Here is an 18,520-nt window from a genome sequence, read left to right as displayed (position 1 = left end):
CCCCTTTTTACCTCTGCGACAATGGCGTTTTTTCTTAGCGACCCTTTATGATGGACAACGCCGTTCTTCGTCTTCGCGCCGAACGCCTCGCTCGCGCGACCCGGCCTTTTCTCGCTCGTGGTAACCGTATTCACCGCTGCCAGCGCTGTCTGCTGCCGTTGAAGCAGTGTCTGTGCGCCACGCTGGCACCGGCTGCAGCCACCAGCCGCTTCTGTCTGGTGATGTTTGATACCGAGCCAATGAAACCCAGCAATACCGGGCGGCTGATTGCCGACATCCTGCCGGACACCACCGCTTTTCAATGGTCGCGAACGGAGCCACCGCAGGCGCTACTGGATGCCGTCGCCGATCCGAATTACCAGCCGATGGTGGTTTTCCCGGCCTCTTATGCGGGAGCTGAACGCCAGGTGCTGAGCGCGCCGCCGGAGGGTAAACCGCCGCTGTTTATTATGCTCGATGGAACCTGGACGGAAGCGCGAAAAATGTTTCGTAAGAGTCCGTACCTCGACGCGCTACCGATCATCTCCGTCGATCTCTCACGTATTTCAGCCTATCACCTGCGTGAAGCGCATGCCGAGGGGCAGTACTGCACCGCCGAAGTAGCCATTGCGCTGCTGGATCTTGCCGACGATCGAAAAGCCGCCCGCGCACTTGGCGATCATTTTAGTCTGTTCCGCTCTCGCTACCTGGCGGGAAAAACCCAGCATAAGGGCAGTATCACAGCACAAATAGCAGAAAGCGTTTAAAATCATTCGGTCACTGGGGATCAAAGGAGACCGGTATGAGCCAAAAAGGCTTGGAAGCGCTGCTGCGTCCGAAGTCGATTGCTGTTATTGGCGCGTCAATGAAACCGCAGCGTGCCGGTTATCTGATGATGCGCAACCTGCTGGCCGGTGGATTTAATGGCCCGGTACTGCCCGTTACGCCCGCCTGGAAAGCCGTTCAGGGCGTGCTGGCATGGCCGACTATCGACAGCCTGCCGTTCACTCCGGACCTTGCGGTGCTTTGTACCAATGCCCGACGCAATCTTTCTCTGCTGGAAGCGTTGGGGCAAAAAGGGTGTAAAACCTGCATTATTCTCTCCTCCCCGCCGGATCAGTACCCTGCGCTGCTTGAATGCGCAACCCGCTATCAAATGCGCCTGCTTGGCCCCAACAGCCTCGGGCTACTCGCCCCGTGGCAGGGGCTGAATGCCAGCTTTTCTCCGGTGCCGATTCATCGTGGCAAACTGGCGTTTATCTCTCAGTCGGCGGCGGTTTCGAATACCATTCTCGACTGGGCGCAGCAGCGTGAGATGGGCTTCTCTTACTTTATTGCCCTCGGGGATAGCCTGGATATCGACGTAGACGATCTCCTCGATTTTCTGGCCCGCGACAGTAAAACCAGCGCTATTCTTCTCTATCTTGAACACCTGAGCGATGCCCGGAGCTTTGTTTCCGCCGCACGCAGCGCATCACGTAATAAACCGATTCTGGTGATCAAAAGCGGCCGTAGCCCGGCGGCGCAACAGCTGCTGCACGTCAATTCCGGTATGGATCCGGCCTGGGACGCTGCGATTCAACGCGCGGGCCTGCTGCGCGTGCAGGATACTCATGAGCTCTTCTCCGCAGTTGAAACCCTCAGCCATATGCGTCCACTGCGGGGTGAAAAGCTGATGATCATCAGCAACGGTGCTGCCCCGGCGGCGCTGGCGCTGGACGAGCTATGGCTACGCAACGGCAAGCTAGCCACCCTCAGCGATGAAACCTGCAACCAGCTGCGCCAGGCCCTGCCAGCCGGTATCGGCATCGCTAACCCGCTGGATCTGCGTGACGATGCCAGCAGTGAACATTACCTCAAGGCGCTGAACGTTCTGCTGGATAGTCATGACTATGACGCTCTGTTAGTGATCCACTCTCCCAGCGCCGCCGCGCCGGGAACGGAAAGCGCCCTGGCGCTGATTGACGCGCTGAAGCAGCATCCGCGCGGGAAATATGTCACGGTACTGACGAACTGGTGCGGCGAATACTCATCCCAGGAAGCTCGTCGTCTGTTTAGCGATGCCGGTCTGCCAACCTACCGTACTCCGGAAGGGACCATTACCGCGTTTATGCATATGGTGGAATACCGGCGTAACCAGAAACAGCTGCGGGAGACGCCGGTGCTGTCTGATATGGTAACCGCGAATACTGAACAAGCCCATGTGCTGTTGCAGCAGGCGATTAACGAGGGGGCTCATTCGCTGGATACCCATGAGGTCAGCCCGGTGTTACATGCGTATGGCATCCATACGCTACCCACCTGGATCGCCGCCGACAGCGCCGAAGCGGTACACATCGCCGAACAAATTGGTTATCCGGTGGCCCTGAAGCTCCGCTCGCCGGATATTCCGCATAAATCTGAAGTGCAGGGCGTCATGCTCTATTTGCGAACGGCCACGGAAGTCCAACAGGCGGCAGACGCCATTTTTGACCGCGTAAAAATGGCCTGGCCACAGGCTCGTATTCACGGTCTGCTGGTGCAAAGTATGGCCAACCGTGCCGGGGCGCAGGAACTACGCGTCGTCGTTGAGCACGATCCGGTGTTTGGCCCACTGATTATGCTGGGTGAAGGTGGTGTCGAATGGCGGGCGGAAGATCAGGCCGCCGTGGCTCTGCCACCGCTCAATATGAACCTTGCCCGCTATCTGGTGATCCAGGCGATCAAAAGCAAGAAGATCCGTGGCCGCAGCGCGCTACGTCCGCTGGATGTCCCCGGTCTGAGCCAGCTACTGGTCCAGGTGTCGAATCTGATCGTTGATTGCCCGGAGATCCAGCGGCTGGACATTCATCCGCTGCTGGCCTCAGGGAACGAATTCACGGCGCTCGACGTCACGCTAGGCCTTGCCCCGTTTAGCGGCGACAGCGAAAGCCGACTGGCTATCCGCCCCTACCCTCAACAGCAAGAAGAGTGGGTGGTGATGAAAAATGGCGAGCGCTGCCTGTTCCGCCCTATTCTGCCGGAAGATGAACCGCTGCTGATGGCGTTCATCGCTCAGGTGACGAAAGAGGATCTGTATTATCGCTATTTCAGCGAAATCAATGAATTTACCCACGATGACTTAGCCAATATGACGCAGATCGACTACGATCGAGAAATGGCGTTTGTTGCCGTGCGCGCCACCGCCGAGGGGAATGAAATTCTCGGCGTAACAAGAGCCATTTCCGATCCGGATAATATTGATGCGGAATTTGCCGTGCTAGTCCGTTCCGATCTGAAAGGCCTGGGGCTTGGCCGGCGGTTGCTAGAGAAACTGATTACCTACACACAGAGCCACGGTCTGCAGCGGTTAAACGGCATCACCATGCCAAATAACAAAGGCATGATTGGCCTGGCCAGAAAGCTGGGGTTCACGGTTGATATTCAGCTGGAAGATGGGATCGTCAGCTTATCCCTACAATTTACACCGCAATAATCATAAACTGGCGGCCGCAATTGTTGACCACATTCGCGAACAGTAATGTTATTATTGCCCGCTTACGTCGTCTGCATGGTACAGAAGACCCTTCAATAAACAGAGAAGAAACGCACTGTGATGTTGTCAAAATTTAAGCGTAATAAACATCAACAACACCTTGCCCAACTCCCTAAGCTTTCTCAGTCAGTTGATGATATCGAGTTCTATTACGCGCCTGCGGATTTTCGTCAGGCGTTACTGGCAAAGATAGCCCACGCCACCCAGCGTATTTGTATTATTGCGCTCTATCTCGAGCAGGATGATGGCGGCAAAGGAATTCTGCAGGCACTGTACGACGCCAAACGCCAGCGTCCGGAGTTAGATGTACGCATTCTGGTTGACTGGCACCGCGCCCAACGCGGGCGTATCGGCGCAGCTGCGGCAAATACCAATGCTGACTGGTACTGTCGTATGGCGCAGGAGAATCCTGGCGTCAATGTCCCGGTCTATGGCGTGCCGGTCAATACCCGAGAAGCCTTGGGTGTGCTCCACTATAAAGGTTTTATCATCGATGATTGCGTCCTCTACAGCGGCGCAAGTCTGAACGATGTCTATCTGCATCAGCACGATAAATATCGTTACGATCGTTACCAGTGTATTCGCAACGCCAAAATGGCGGATGTGATGTTCGACTGGGTCGATCACAACCTGGTTCAGGGTCGTGGTGTTAACCGCCTCGACAGCGCCAGCCGCCCGAAAAGCCCGGAAATCAAGAATGAGATCCGTCAGTATCGCCAGGACCTGCGTGACAGCAGCTACCATTTTGTCGGCAATGCTGATGACGATCGGCTGTCGGTCACGCCGCTGGTTGGTCTTGGTAAATCAAGTCTGCTGAACAAAACCATTTTCCACCTTATGCCCTGCGCTGAGCATAAGCTGACTATCTGCACCCCCTACTTCAACCTTCCCGCGCTGCTGGTGCGTAATATCATCCAGCTGCTGCGTAGCGGCAAGAAAGTCGAGATTATCGTTGGCGATAAAACGGCGAATGACTTCTATATTCCGGAAGATCAGCCGTTTAAGATTATCGGGGCGCTCCCGTATCTGTATGAAATTAACCTCCGCCGTTTTCTGAGCCGGCTGCAGTATTATGTCAATACAGACCAGTTGGTAGTGCGACTGTGGAAGGATGAGGACAACAGCTATCACCTGAAAGGGATGTGGGTTGATGATGAGTGGATGTTGTTGACCGGTAATAACCTCAATCCGCGTGCCTGGCGCCTGGATCTGGAAAACGCCATCCTCATTCACGATCCGCAGCAACAGCTGGGCGCGATGCGCGAAAAAGAGCTGCATCTGATCCGCGAGCATACGACCATCGTTAAACACTATCGCGATCTGCAAAGCATCGCCGATTATCCGGTTAAAGTGCGAAAACTGATTCGCCGCCTGAGGCGTATTCGTATTGATCGACTGATCAGCCGTATTCTCTGAACATCTGCCCCGCATTGCCGGGGCTTTTTTCTGGAATGTGTATGCGTAATATCATCCTTCTTGCCCCATTGCTGCTCACCGGTTGTAGCCATATGGCCAACGATTCGTGGCGCGGCCAGGATAAAGCTCAGCACTTTATTGCGTCGGCGATGCTCTCGGCCGCCGGGAATGAGTATGCTCAACACCAGGGCTACAGCCGCGACCGCAGTGCAGCAATTGGCTTTATGTTTTCCGTCAGTCTGGGCGCATCGAAAGAGCTGTGGGACAGCCGCCCGGCGGGAAGCGGCTGGAGCTGGAAAGACTTCGCATGGGATGTCGCCGGTGCCACGACGGGCTATGCCGTGTGGCAACTGGCGCATCAGTAATACCCTAGAGTCTCAGCCCTTTGCCTTTACGGTGCAGCATCAGAGAGACCAGCAGCGCGATGGCGCACATCACGGTGACGTACCAGTAGAAGACGTGTTCGATCCCAACTGATTTCAGCGACAACGCAACGTACTCAGCTGAACCGCCAAACAACGCATTCGCCACCGCATAGGACAGACCGACCCCTAACGCACGGACCTGCGCCGGGAACATCTCCGCTTTCAGAATACCGCTGATCGAAGTATAAAAACTCACAATCATCAACGCGCAGATCACCAGCGCAAATGCAGCATAAGGTGAGGTCACATTCTGTAAGGCGCTCAAAATCGGTACCGTAAAGAGCGTAGCTAATGCGCTAAAGCAGATCATTGATGTCCGACGACCAATTTTATCCGACAGCGCCCCGAACAGCGGTTGCGCCAGCATGTAGACGAACAGTGCCGCGGTCATGATTACGCTTGCGGTACTGGCGCTCATCCCTGCCGTATTGACCAGATATTTCTGCATATAGGTCGTAAAGGTATAAAAAATTAACGACCCTGCAGCGGTAAAGCCCAGCACCATCATAAAGGCTTTGCGGTTGCGCCATAGCCCTTTGAAAGAACCCGCCTCTTTTAACGCACGAGTCTCTTGCTTAGAGGTTTCATCCAGCTGGCGACGCAACCATAAGGCGACGACGGCGAGAACGGCCCCTAGTGCAAATGGGATTCGCCATCCCCATGCATGCAGTTGTTCATCGTTGAGAATTTGTTGTAAGGCCACGACCACAAGTACGGCCAGTAACTGTCCGCCGATCAACGTGACGTACTGGAATGATGCGTAGAAACCTTTTTTGCCTTCGACAGCGACCTCACTCATATAGGTTGCGCTGGTCCCGTATTCCCCTCCGACTGAGATCCCCTGAAACAGGCGCGCGACGAGTAGCAGTGCCGGAGCCCAGGTGCCGATGGTTTCGTAGCCGGGTAAACAGGCAATGACCAACGATCCCGCACACATCATGCAAACGGAAATGAGCATTGAGGCTTTACGACCACGGCGGTCAGCGATACGGCCGAACAGCCACCCACCAATGGGGCGCATCAGGAAGCCTGCGGCAAAAACCCCGGCGGTTTGTAATAGCTGGGTGGTTGTGTTTCCTGAAGGAAAAAAGATGTGTGCAAAATAGAGAGAGCAGAATGAGTAGACATAAAAATCAAACCATTCAACCAGATTACCCGATGATGCACCGACAATTGCCCATATGCGACGACGAGTGTCGCTGTGCTCCAGCGAGCCTCGTTCGTTAAGACTACTTTCTGCCATTGTTATTCTGCTCCAGCAAGGACTGCAATCTGTCTGGGCGTTCCACGTCACTGAGACAAATCAATTAGTAAACCAAATGTTATATAATTGTTATTTAATTATATGTGAATGAATTCACATTTTTTCCCGTCATCTGGTTTTCGGGATTAACGCTAAAACATGGCCTGGGATAAAGTGAAATATGGTGAGGAGGCGCTGGCAGCAGGCTTTTATGTTGTCGGGAAGAGTGAATCCCGCGTGCTTTTATGATGAATGGAGACTTTCGTGGGAATAAATCGCAGAAAAAACAAAAGGCCCAGTCTTTCGACTGAGCCCTTTGCTTTATTTGATGCCTGGCAGTTCCCTACTCTCACATGGGGAGACCCCACACTACCATCGGCGCTACGGCGTTTCACTTCTGAGTTCGGCATGGGGTCAGGTGGGACCACCGCGCTATTGCCGCCAGGCAAATTCTGTTACCAGGATGCCAAAAAGCACCCCAGTTAATCTGTATCAGGCTGAAAATCTTCTCTCTGCTCACCAAAACAGCTTTGGCGTTGTAAGGTTAAGCCTCACGGTTCATTAGTATCGGTTAGCTCAACGTATCGCTACGCTTACACACCCGACCTATCAACGTCGTAGTCTTCAACGTTCCTTCAGGACTCTCAAGGAGTCAGGGAGAACTCATCTCGGGGCAAGTTTCGTGCTTAGATGCTTTCAGCACTTATCTTTTCCGCATTTAGCTACCGGGCAATGCCATTGGCATGACAACCCGAACACCAGTGATGCGTCCACTCCGGTCCTCTCGTACTAGGAGCAGCCCCCTCAATTCTCCAGCGCCCACGGCAGATAGGGACCGAACTGTCTCACGACGTTCTAAACCCAGCTCGCGTACCACTTTAAACGGCGAACAGCCGTACCCTTGGGACCTACTTCAGCCCCAGGATGTGATGAGCCGACATCGAGGTGCCAAACACCGCCGTCGATATGAACTCTTGGGCGGTATCAGCCTGTTATCCCCGGAGTACCTTTTATCCGTTGAGCGATGGCCCTTCCATTCAGAACCACCGGATCACTATGACCTGCTTTCGCACCTGCTCGCGCCGTCACGCTCGCAGTCAAGCTAGCTTATGCCATTGCACTAACCTCCTGATGTCCGACCAGGATTAGCTAACCTTCGTGCTCCTCCGTTACTCTTTGGGAGGAGACCGCCCCAGTCAAACTACCCACCAGACACTGTCCGCAACCCGGATCACGGGTCTACGTTAGAACATCAAACATTAAAGGGTGGTATTTCAAGGTTGGCTCCACGCAGACTGGCGTCCACGCTTCAAAGCCTCCCACCTATCCTACACATCAAGGCTCAATGTTCAGTGTCAAGCTATAGTAAAGGTTCACGGGGTCTTTCCGTCTTGCCGCGGGTACACTGCATCTTCACAGCGAGTTCAATTTCACTGAGTCTCGGGTGGAGACAGCCTGGCCATCATTACGCCATTCGTGCAGGTCGGAACTTACCCGACAAGGAATTTCGCTACCTTAGGACCGTTATAGTTACGGCCGCCGTTTACCGGGGCTTCGATCAAGAGCTTCTCCTTACGGATAACCCCATCAATTAACCTTCCGGCACCGGGCAGGCGTCACACCGTATACGTCCACTTTCGTGTTTGCACAGTGCTGTGTTTTTAATAAACAGTTGCAGCCAGCTGGTATCTTCGACTGATTTCAGCTCCACGAGCAAGTCGCTTCACTTACCATCAGCGTGCCTTCTCCCGAAGTTACGGCACCATTTTGCCTAGTTCCTTCACCCGAGTTCTCTCAAGCGCCTTGGTATTCTCTACCTGACCACCTGTGTCGGTTTGGGGTACGATTTGATGTTACCTGATGCTTAGAGGCTTTTCCTGGAAGCAGGGCATTTGTTACTTCAGCACCGTAGTGCCTCGTCATCACACCTCAGCGTTAACAGAAGTCCGGATTTACCTAAACTTCCCGCCTACATGCTTAAACCGGGACAACCGTCGCCCGGCTAACATAGCCTTCTCCGTCCCCCCTTCGCAGTAACACCGAGTACAGGAATATTAACCTGTTTCCCATCGACTACGCCTTTCGGCCTCGCCTTAGGGGTCGACTCACCCTGCCCCGATTAACGTTGGACAGGAACCCTTGGTCTTCCGGCGAGCGGGCTTTTCACCCGCTTTATCGTTACTTATGTCAGCATTCGCACTTCTGATACCTCCAGCAACCCTCACAGGCCACCTTCAACGGCTTACAGAACGCTCCCCTACCCAACAACACATAGTGTCGCTGCCGCAGCTTCGGTGCATGGTTTAGCCCCGTTACATCTTCCGCGCAGGCCGACTCGACCAGTGAGCTATTACGCTTTCTTTAAATGATGGCTGCTTCTAAGCCAACATCCTGGCTGTCTGTGCCTTCCCACATCGTTTCCCACTTAACCATGACTTTGGGACCTTAGCTGGCGGTCTGGGTTGTTTCCCTCTTCACGACGGACGTTAGCACCCGCCGTGTGTCTCCCGTGATAACATTCTTCGGTATTCGTAGTTTGCATCGGGTTGGTAAGTCGGGATGACCCCCTAGCCGAAACAGTGCTCTACCCCCGAAGATGAGTTCACGAGGCGCTACCTAAATAGCTTTCGGGGAGAACCAGCTATCTCCCGGTTTGATTGGCCTTTCACCCCCAGCCACAAGTCATCCGCTAATTTTTCAACATTAGTCGGTTCGGTCCTCCAGTTAGTGTTACCCAACCTTCAACCTGCCCATGGCTAGATCACCGGGTTTCGGGTCTATACCCTGCAACTTAACGCCCAGTTAAGACTCGGTTTCCCTGCGGCTCCCCTATACGGTTAACCTTGCTACAGAATATAAGTCGCTGACCCATTATACAAAAGGTACGCAGTCACCTAACGAGTAGGCTCCCACTGCTTGTACGTACACGGTTTCAGGTTCTTTTTCACTCCCCTCGCCGGGGTTCTTTTCGCCTTTCCCTCACGGTACTGGTTCACTATCGGTCAGTCAGGAGTATTTAGCCTTGGAGGATGGTCCCCCCATATTCAGACAGGATACCACGTGTCCCGCCCTACTCTTCGAGTTCACAACGTGTGCATTTTAGTGTACGGGGCTATCACCCTGTACCGCCGGACTTTCCAGACCGTTCCACTAACACACGCGCTGATTCAGACTCTGGGCTCCTCCCCGTTCGCTCGCCGCTACTGGGGGAATCTCGGTTGATTTCTTTTCCTCGGGGTACTTAGATGTTTCAGTTCCCCCGGTTCGCTTCGTTAAGCTATGTATTCACTTAACGATAGTGTGTCGAAACACACTGGGTTTCCCCATTCGGAAATCGCCGGTTATAACGGTTCATATCACCTTACCGACGCTTATCGCAGATTAGCACGTCCTTCATCGCCTCTGACTGCCAGGGCATCCACCGTGTACGCTTAGTCGCTTAACCTCACAACCCGAAGCTGTTTCGTAAAACAGTTCGCATTGCGAAAATTTGAGAGACTCGAACACACTGCTTTTCCTTTCTTATTACGGAGAAAGGAAACAGTGTGTCGTTTCAATTTTCAGCTTGATCCAGATTTTTAAAGAGCAAATATCTCAAACGTGATTCCGGAGAACCAGTTTTGAGATATTGAGGTCGGCGACTTTCACTCACAAACCAGCAAGTGGCGTCCCCTAGGGGATTCGAACCCCTGTTACCGCCGTGAAAGGGCGGTGTCCTGGGCCTCTAGACGAAGGGGACACTGAAGTCTCAATCGCAAGACGCCTTGCTATTTACTTTTCATCAGACAATCTGTGTGGACACTACAAAGGCAGGTTCTTTCAGGTAAGGAGGTGATCCAACCGCAGGTTCCCCTACGGTTACCTTGTTACGACTTCACCCCAGTCATGAATCACAAAGTGGTAAGCGCCCTCCCGAAGGTTAAGCTACCTACTTCTTTTGCAACCCACTCCCATGGTGTGACGGGCGGTGTGTACAAGGCCCGGGAACGTATTCACCGTAGCATTCTGATCTACGATTACTAGCGATTCCGACTTCATGGAGTCGAGTTGCAGACTCCAATCCGGACTACGACATACTTTATGAGGTCCGCTTGCTCTCGCGAGGTCGCTTCTCTTTGTATATGCCATTGTAGCACGTGTGTAGCCCTACTCGTAAGGGCCATGATGACTTGACGTCATCCCCACCTTCCTCCAGTTTATCACTGGCAGTCTCCTTTGAGTTCCCGACCGAATCGCTGGCAACAAAGGATAAGGGTTGCGCTCGTTGCGGGACTTAACCCAACATTTCACAACACGAGCTGACGACAGCCATGCAGCACCTGTCTCAGAGTTCCCGAAGGCACCAAAGCATCTCTGCTAAGTTCTCTGGATGTCAAGAGTAGGTAAGGTTCTTCGCGTTGCATCGAATTAAACCACATGCTCCACCGCTTGTGCGGGCCCCCGTCAATTCATTTGAGTTTTAACCTTGCGGCCGTACTCCCCAGGCGGTCGACTTAACGCGTTAGCTCCGGAAGCCACTCCTCAAGGGAACAACCTCCAAGTCGACATCGTTTACAGCGTGGACTACCAGGGTATCTAATCCTGTTTGCTCCCCACGCTTTCGCACCTGAGCGTCAGTCTTTGTCCAGGGGGCCGCCTTCGCCACCGGTATTCCTCCAGATCTCTACGCATTTCACCGCTACACCTGGAATTCTACCCCCTCTACAAGACTCAAGCCTGCCAGTTTCAAATGCAGTTCCCAGGTTGAGCCCGGGGATTTCACATCTGACTTAACAGACCGCCTGCGTGCGCTTTACGCCCAGTAATTCCGATTAACGCTTGCACCCTCCGTATTACCGCGGCTGCTGGCACGGAGTTAGCCGGTGCTTCTTCTGCGAGTAACGTCAATCACCAAGGTTATTAACCTTAATGCCTTCCTCCTCGCTGAAAGTACTTTACAACCCGAAGGCCTTCTTCATACACGCGGCATGGCTGCATCAGGCTTGCGCCCATTGTGCAATATTCCCCACTGCTGCCTCCCGTAGGAGTCTGGACCGTGTCTCAGTTCCAGTGTGGCTGGTCATCCTCTCAGACCAGCTAGGGATCGTCGCCTAGGTGAGCCATTACCCCACCTACTAGCTAATCCCATCTGGGCACATCTGATGGCATGAGGCCCGAAGGTCCCCCACTTTGGTCTTGCGACGTTATGCGGTATTAGCTACCGTTTCCAGTAGTTATCCCCCTCCATCAGGCAGTTTCCCAGACATTACTCACCCGTCCGCCGCTCGTCACCCGAGAGCAAGCTCTCTGTGCTACCGCTCGACTTGCATGTGTTAGGCCTGCCGCCAGCGTTCAATCTGAGCCATGATCAAACTCTTCAATTTAAGTTTGATGCTCATGAATTAAACTTCGTAATGAATTACGTATGTTCACTCAGAGACTTGGCATTCATTTTTCGTCCGAGGACGCTAAGAATCCATGTCACTTTGAGTGCCCACACAGATTGTCTGATAAATTGTTAAAGAGCAGTGCCGCTTCGCTTTTTCTCAGCGGCGCGGGGTGTGCATAATACGCTTCCCCGCCTCAGAGTCAAGCATTTATTTTTGCTTTTCTCTGCCGGGTAACTCGGCTGGCTTTCAGCGAAGAACCCTGCTGACCCGTCGGCTTGTTTGCCGTTGTTCCGTGTCAGTGGAGGCGCATTATAGGCAGTAATTCTGACGTGACAAGTTTAAATTCACAAAAACAATTCGTTCGCTTACTTATTAAGCAATATTGCGTTCGAACTTTAATTCTTGCCTGGTTTTTAAACAAAAACGAGCCCATTGGGCCCGTTTTTGTCGTTTTGTGATTTACTGCACTGCGACGATATGGTCGTTTTTAACCACCAGCTGCACTTCTTTACCAGGAATTAACTCACCGGAAAGAATTTGCTGCGCCAGCGGGTTTTCGATCTGCTGCTGGATAGCGCGTTTTAACGGACGCGCACCATATACCGGATCGTAACCATTCGCGCTCAGCAGTTTCAGCGCCTCATCGGACATATGAACGTCATAACCACGTTCTTCCAGACGTTTGTACAGACGCTGCAGCTGGATCTGCGCAATAGAAGCAATGTGTTTTTCACCCAACGGGTGGAAGACAACCACTTCATCGATACGGTTGATGAATTCCGGGCGGAAGTTCTGACTAACCACACCCAGAATCAGATCTTTCATATGGCCGTAATCCAGCTCCCCGAAACGCTCCTGAATCAGATCCGAACCGAGGTTGGAGGTCATGATCACCACCGTATTACGGAAATCGACCGTTCGCCCCTGCCCATCGGTCAGACGGCCGTCGTCCAGCACCTGCAACAGAATGTTGAACACATCCGGATGGGCCTTTTCGACTTCATCCAGCAGAATGACGGAATACGGACGGCGGCGTACCGCTTCGGTCAGATAGCCCCCTTCTTCATAGCCGACATATCCCGGAGGCGCACCGACCAGACGCGAGACGGAGTGTTTCTCCATAAACTCCGACATATCGATACGCACCATTGCATCGTCGCTGTCGAACATAAAGTTAGCCAGCGTTTTGCAAAGCTCGGTTTTACCGACACCGGTTGGGCCGAGGAACAGGAACGATCCGATTGGACGGTTAGGGTCAGACAGCCCGGCACGGCTACGACGAATCGCGTTGGATACCGCTTCAACCGCCTCGTTCTGACCGATCACTCGACTGTGCAACTCCTGCTCCATCCGCAGCAGTTTTTCACGCTCACCTTCCATCATTCGCGCTACCGGAATACCGGTCCAGCGGGCCAGCACTTCGGCAATTTCCGCATCGGTCACTTTGTTTCGCAACAGACGCATGGTTTTGCCTTCCGACTGGGTGGCAGCCGCAAGCTGTTTCTCCAGTTCCGGAATTTTGCCGTACTGCAACTCAGACATCCGCGCGAGGTCACCGACGCGCCGCGCCTGCTCAATCGCGATTTTCGCCTGTTCCAGCTCGGCTTTGATGGTCTGGGTTCCGGAGAGTGACGCTTTTTCCGCCTTCCACTCTTCTTCTAATACTGAATACTGACGCTCTTTATCCGCCAGCTCTTCATTCAACATATCCAGCCGTTTCAGACTGGCCTCATCGGCCTCTTTCTTTAACGCCTGCTGTTCCAGCTTGAGCTGGATAATACGGCGGTCGAGTCGGTCGAGCTCTTCCGGCTTCGAGTCAATCTGCATACGAATACTGGACGCGGCCTCATCGATCAGGTCGATGGCTTTATCCGGCAACTGACGGTCAGCAATATAGCGATGCGACAACGTTGCGGCTGCGACGATCGCCGGGTCGGTGATCTGCACATGGTGATGCAGCTCGTAACGCTCTTTTAAACCACGCAGAATCGCGATGGTATCTTCCACTGACGGTTCAGCCACGAACACTTTCTGGAAACGACGCTCCAGCGCAGCATCTTTTTCAATATACTGACGATACTCATCGAGCGTGGTCGCGCCGACGCAGTGCAGCTCACCACGTGCCAGTGCAGGTTTCAGCATATTGCCGGCATCCATTGCGCCGTCTGCTTTCCCTGCCCCCACCATGGTGTGCAGCTCGTCAATAAACAGAATGACGTTACCTTCCTGTTTGGAGAGATCGTTCAGGACGCCTTTCAGACGCTCCTCGAACTCACCACGATACTTCGCCCCGGCTACCAGCGCCCCCATATCCAGCGCCAGTACACGGCGACCTTTCAGCCCTTCCGGTACTTCACCGTTGACGATACGCTGCGCCAGTCCTTCCACGATGGCGGTTTTACCGACGCCGGGTTCACCAATCAGAACCGGGTTATTTTTAGTGCGTCGCTGCAAGACCTGGATTGTCCGACGAATCTCTTCATCACGGCCAATCACCGGATCCAGTTTGCCTTGTTCAGCCCGCTCGGTCAGATCGACCGTAAATTTCTTCAATGCCTGACGTTGGTCTTCGGCACCCTGATCGTTCACGCTTTCACCTCCGCGCATTTGTTCAATCGCCTGAGTCACATTGGCGGTTGTTGCTCCGGCAGATTTTAAAAGGTCGGTCAGCGTACCGCGTGATTCAAGCGCCGCCAGAACGAACAGTTCTGACGAAATAAAGTTGTCCTTCCTCTTTTGCGCCAGCTTGTCGCAAAGATTCAGAATACGCACCAGATCCTGAGACGGCTGCACATCGCCACCGGTGCCTTCCACCTGCGGTAAACGGCTTAACGCCTGAGTGATGCTTGTGCTTAACTCTCCGGCGTTAATGCCAGCAGACGTTAATAAAGGACGTACCGATCCCCCTTCCTGATTCAGCAAGGCGCTCATTAGATGAAGAGGTTCGATGAATTGGTTGTCGTGCCCAAGTGCAAGAGACTGGGCATCGGCAAGAGCAAGCTGGAATTTATTGGTAAGACGATCCAGACGCATAATTCCTCCCATAAACAGGTCAAATTTGCTACTGGAGATTAAATGAGGTCATCCCTCAATTATTCAAGGTTAAAGACCTGAAGTATGCGAAAAATATGTTTGCCTTCTGGATCGTCTTGACTCGCGAGGTTATCTCAACCAGATGAAACTCGCCATACGACCTGTCGTCTTATCGCGGCGATAAGAGAAAAAATCATCCTTTTCGCTTAGCGTACAGCGATCGCCGCCGAAGATCTGCGTCACGCCCATGTTAGCCAGGCGCTGGCGGGCAAGCTGATAAATATCGGCAAAGTATTTCTCACCCACCGGCCGAAAAGCGCTGTCGGCCTTCTCGTCTTTACTCATAAAGGCATCGCGCACTTCCGGACCGACTTCAAACGCCTCGGGGCCGATGGCCGGGCCGAGCCAGGCCAGAATATTTTCTGGCTTATCGGCAAAGCAGGCGACGGTTGCTTCGAGCACACCGTCGCATAATCCGCGCCAGCCGGCATGTGCTGCGGCCACTTCGGTTCCTGCACGATTGCAAAAAAGCACCGGCAGGCAGTCTGCGGTCATCACGGCACACACCGTGCCCGGCGTATTACAGTATGACGCATCCGCTCGCTTTGACTCATATGGCCCGCCGTCCAGTTTCAGCACGGCAGTGCCATGCACCTGCTCCAGCCAGACCGGATACGACGGTAACCCGCCTGCGGCAAACATCCGCCGGCGGTTCTCTTCCACATGCTGCAGATTGTCTCCGCAATGGGCACCCAGATTGAGTGAATCGTACGGTGGCAGGCTGACGCCGCCAACACGCGTGGAGCTACAGGCCGCCACGCCTTCCGGCACAGGCCATTGCGGTACAATCAGTTTAGTCATAACCAGTCGATATCGTCCTTGTGGTCTTCATAATCGGCACGCATTGCGTCAATCAGATCAACCATATCCTGAGGAATAGGCGCATGCCATTCCATCTCAATACCGCTGATCGGATGGTACAAACGCAGCATCGTCGCATGCAGCGCCTGACGGTCAAACTTGCGCAGCGCGGTGATGAACGCTTCCGAAGCGCCTTTCGGCGGGCGCGGACGGCCGCCATATACCTGATCGCCCACCAGCGGGTGGGTGATATGCGCCATATGCACACGGATCTGATGCGTACGACCGGTTTCCAGACGCAGACGCAGGCGCGTATGAATACGGAAGTGCTCCATAATACGATAGTGCGTGACCGCCGGTTTACCCATCGGGTGCACCGCCATGTGCGTACGCTTGGTCGGGTGACGGCTGATAGGTTCTTCCACCGTTCCGCCGGAAGTCATGTGGCCAATCGCCACCGCTTCATACTCACGGGTGATTTCACGCAGCTGCAGCGATTCCACCAGGCGAGTTTGCGCCGGGATAGTCTTCGCGACGACCATCAGGCCGGTCGTGTCTTTATCCAGACGGTGCACGATACCCGCGCGCGGGACATCGGCAATCGGCGGATAGTAGTGCAGCAGCGCATTCAGCACAGTACCGTCGGGGTTGCCCGCACCCGGGTGTACAACCAGGTCGCGCGGTTTGTTAATGACGAGGATGTCATCATCTTCATAAACGATATTGAGCGGAATATCCTGCGGTTCGAAGCGGACGTCTTCTTCGATTTCAACATCGATGGAGACGAGTTCTCCCCCTAAAACTTTCTCTTTCGGCTTGTCGCTGACAGCGCCGTTTACCAGCACTCGCTGGTCAAGGATCCAATCTTTTATTCGCGATCGCGAATAATCAGGGAACATTTCGGCCAAAGCCTGATCTAAGCGTTGTCCGAGTTGTTTTTCGGACACCGTTGCGGTGAGTTGTACTCGTTGTGCCATATACAGCTTCTTCGTTTAACGTTGGGTTTTACGGCTTTGCCGTTTAATATAGTGTGCTATTGTAGCTGGTCTTAATCGGGAGCAGGAACAGAGATTCTCCCGCATAAACATTTTGAGGAAGTCAAAACGTCATGACGCGCATGAAATACCTGGTGGCAGCGGCCACACTGAGCCTGGCTTTGGTGGGTTGCTCCGGCTCAAAGGAAGAGGTGCCTGATAATCCGCCGAATGAAATCTACGCGACCGCTCAGCAAAAGCTGCAGGACGGTAACTGGAAACAGGCAATAACGCAACTGGAAGCGTTGGATAACCGCTACCCGTTCGGTCCTTATTCCCAGCAGGTACAGCTCGACCTGATTTATGCGTACTACAAAAATGCCGATCTACCGCTGGCTCAGGCAGCCATCGACCGCTTTGTTCGTCTGAATCCGACACATCCTAACATTGATTACGTCATTTATATGCGTGGTCTGACAAATATGGCTCTGGATGACAGTGCGCTGCAAGGCTTCTTCGGGGTCGATCGTTCTGACCGCGATCCACAGCACGCGCGCGATGCCTTTAACGACTTCTCCAAACTGGTGCGCGGTTATCCGAACAGCCAGTATGCGACCGATGCCTACAAACGCATGGTGTTCCTGAAGGATCGCCTGGCGAAGTACGAGCTGTCAGTGGTGGATTACTACACCGACCGTGGTGCATGGGTTGCCGTTGTGAACCGTGTTGATGGCATGTTGCGCAGCTATCCGGATACACAGGCCACTCGCGATGCATTGCCGAAGATGGAAAACGCCTATCGCCAGATGCAAATGAATGCCCAGGCCGATAAAGTAGCGAAAATTATCGCGGCCAACAGCAAAAACACCTAATCGCATTTCAGATAAGCAAAACGGCAGCCATGAGCTGCCGTTTTTTATTGCTCAGGCACCAAAGCTGAAGCGTTTTAGCGCCGAGACATCCTATCAAATATGACTCCCTTTCCCCTGTTCGACAAGTAAAATCTCACCTGTTCCTGCCCTGCCTCACAAAATGAATTCGTTGACAAAAAGTGACATTAAAATGTGATCCTAATCACACATCTTGACATTGGGCGAGGTATGCTGAGTTCACCAAGACGGGAAAGACAAGAGGTAAAATTTATGACAATGAACATTACCAGTAAACAAATGGAAATTACTCCGGCAATCCGCCAGCACGTCGCAGACCGTCTCGCCAAATTGGATAAATGGCAAACCCACTTAATCAACCCGCACATCATTCTTTCCAAAGAGCCGCAGGGTTTTGTCGCTGACGCAACCATTAACACGCCTAATGGTCACCTGGTTGCCAGCGGAAGAAGTGAAGATATGTACGTCGCTATCAACGAATTAATCAACAAGCTGGAACGGCAGCTGAATAAAGTGCAACACAAAGGGGAAGCCCGCCGCGCCGCAACATCGGTGAAAGAGGCAGGCTTTGTGGAAGAAGAAGAGTAATCCTTAACTTAATATTGTGTAACGCCACGCGCCTTCGGGCGCGTTTTTTATTGACAGAATGAAAACAGTACGGGTACTGTAACTGCCATCAACCAAAGGATATCACCGTGAAACAACTACCGTTCTTCTTCGCATTCTTTTTTACCTTCCCCTGAACGGGAGGCAATTCGTCGTGTGATAAAGAATGCGAAGACGAACAACAAGGCCTCCCAAACGGGAGGCCTTTTT

The 18,520-nt window shown here is 53.2% G+C and carries 11 protein-coding genes, 1 tRNA gene, 3 rRNA genes and 1 other annotated feature (1 of these 16 only partly in view); of the genes, 7 read left to right on the top strand and 8 right to left on the bottom strand.

Translation table 11 applies throughout. The annotated features are described in order from the left end of the window. The first annotated feature begins 47 nt into the window (after positions 1-47). The 4 genes from ACMYSN_RS21175 to ACMYSN_RS21160 all read left to right on the top strand — a co-directional run bounded on the left by ACMYSN_RS21175 (position 48) and on the right by ACMYSN_RS21160 (position 5,274). Positions 48-746, top strand: coding sequence for a tRNA-uridine aminocarboxypropyltransferase (locus ACMYSN_RS21175; RefSeq protein ID WP_462496068.1), 699 nt, complete (start codon positions 48-50; stop codon positions 744-746). 35 nt (positions 747-781) lie between these two features. Next, positions 782-3,433, top strand: a complete 2,652-nt coding sequence (locus tag ACMYSN_RS21170; RefSeq protein WP_462496067.1) for a bifunctional acetate--CoA ligase family protein/GNAT family N-acetyltransferase — start codon at positions 782-784, stop codon at positions 3,431-3,433. A gap of 120 nt (positions 3,434-3,553) precedes the next feature. Next, positions 3,554-4,909, top strand: coding sequence for a CDP-diacylglycerol--serine O-phosphatidyltransferase (gene pssA, locus ACMYSN_RS21165; protein ID WP_123755427.1), 1,356 nt, complete (start codon positions 3,554-3,556; stop codon positions 4,907-4,909). A 41-nt stretch (positions 4,910-4,950) separates the two neighbouring features. Then, positions 4,951-5,274 carry a YfiM family lipoprotein gene (locus ACMYSN_RS21160; RefSeq protein WP_154144156.1) on the top strand — a complete coding sequence of 108 codons (324 nt, stop codon included), beginning with the start codon at positions 4,951-4,953 and terminating at the stop codon, positions 5,272-5,274. Positions 5,275-5,278: 4 nt separating this feature from the next. Here the strand turns inward: ACMYSN_RS21160 and ACMYSN_RS21155 are convergent, their stop codons facing one another. The 8 genes from ACMYSN_RS21155 to rluD form a co-directional block, all read right to left on the bottom strand. Next, the gene (locus tag ACMYSN_RS21155) at positions 5,279-6,577 is read right to left on the bottom strand and encodes an MFS transporter (RefSeq protein WP_123755429.1); all 1,299 of its coding nucleotides are present in this window, start codon (positions 6,575-6,577) and stop codon (positions 5,279-5,281) included. A gap of 330 nt (positions 6,578-6,907) precedes the next feature. Further along, positions 6,908-7,023 (bottom strand): 5S ribosomal RNA (gene rrf / locus ACMYSN_RS21150). A 94-nt stretch (positions 7,024-7,117) separates the two neighbouring features. Continuing rightward, positions 7,118-10,022: ribosomal RNA gene (locus ACMYSN_RS21145) — 23S ribosomal RNA — on the bottom strand. A gap of 218 nt (positions 10,023-10,240) precedes the next feature. Continuing rightward, positions 10,241-10,316: transfer RNA gene (locus ACMYSN_RS21140), tRNA-Glu, on the bottom strand. A gap of 85 nt (positions 10,317-10,401) precedes the next feature. Continuing rightward, positions 10,402-11,940 (bottom strand): 16S ribosomal RNA (locus ACMYSN_RS21135). The 16S, 23S and 5S rRNA genes sit together here with 1 tRNA gene alongside, the layout of an rRNA operon. 465 nt (positions 11,941-12,405) lie before the next feature. After that, a complete protein-coding gene (gene clpB, locus ACMYSN_RS21130) occupies positions 12,406-14,979 on the bottom strand; it encodes an ATP-dependent Clp protease ATP-binding subunit (RefSeq protein WP_462496066.1) in 2,574 nt (857 codons plus the stop codon). A gap of 129 nt (positions 14,980-15,108) precedes the next feature. After that, positions 15,109-15,840, bottom strand: coding sequence for a purine nucleoside phosphorylase YfiH/LACC1 family protein (yfiH, locus tag ACMYSN_RS21125; RefSeq protein WP_462496065.1), 732 nt, complete (start codon positions 15,838-15,840; stop codon positions 15,109-15,111). Next, the gene (gene rluD, locus ACMYSN_RS21120; protein WP_462496064.1) at positions 15,837-16,817 is read right to left on the bottom strand and encodes a 23S rRNA pseudouridine(1911/1915/1917) synthase RluD; all 981 of its coding nucleotides are present in this window, start codon (positions 16,815-16,817) and stop codon (positions 15,837-15,839) included. The genes yfiH and rluD overlap by 4 nt, the downstream gene beginning before the upstream one ends. A gap of 131 nt (positions 16,818-16,948) precedes the next feature. On the opposite strand from rluD, the gene bamD reads away from it, so the two are divergent. The 3 genes from bamD (at position 16,949) to pheL (ending at position 18,447) form a co-directional block, all read left to right on the top strand. Then, complete coding sequence (gene bamD / locus ACMYSN_RS21115) at positions 16,949-17,686, top strand: outer membrane protein assembly factor BamD (RefSeq protein ID WP_100686641.1); 738 nt, start codon at positions 16,949-16,951, stop codon at positions 17,684-17,686. Between the two features lie 270 nt (positions 17,687-17,956). After that, a complete protein-coding gene (raiA, locus tag ACMYSN_RS21110; protein WP_004866516.1) occupies positions 17,957-18,292 on the top strand; it encodes a ribosome-associated translation inhibitor RaiA in 336 nt (111 codons plus the stop codon). A 106-nt stretch (positions 18,293-18,398) separates the two neighbouring features. Continuing rightward, positions 18,399-18,520, top strand: a sequence feature (Phe leader region); it runs 3 nt beyond the window's last position. Next, the gene (gene pheL / locus ACMYSN_RS21105) at positions 18,400-18,447 is read left to right on the top strand and encodes a pheA operon leader peptide PheL (protein WP_125294913.1); all 48 of its coding nucleotides are present in this window, start codon (positions 18,400-18,402) and stop codon (positions 18,445-18,447) included. (Overlaps the previous feature by 48 nt.)

The sequence above is a fragment of the Klebsiella sp. R445 genome, from assembly GCF_051131755.1.
In the GTDB taxonomy this organism is placed as follows: Bacteria; Pseudomonadota; Gammaproteobacteria; order Enterobacterales; family Enterobacteriaceae; genus Klebsiella; species Klebsiella lignicola.
Note: the sequence above shows the minus strand (reverse complement) of the source record. Positions and strands in the feature narration are given on the sequence as shown.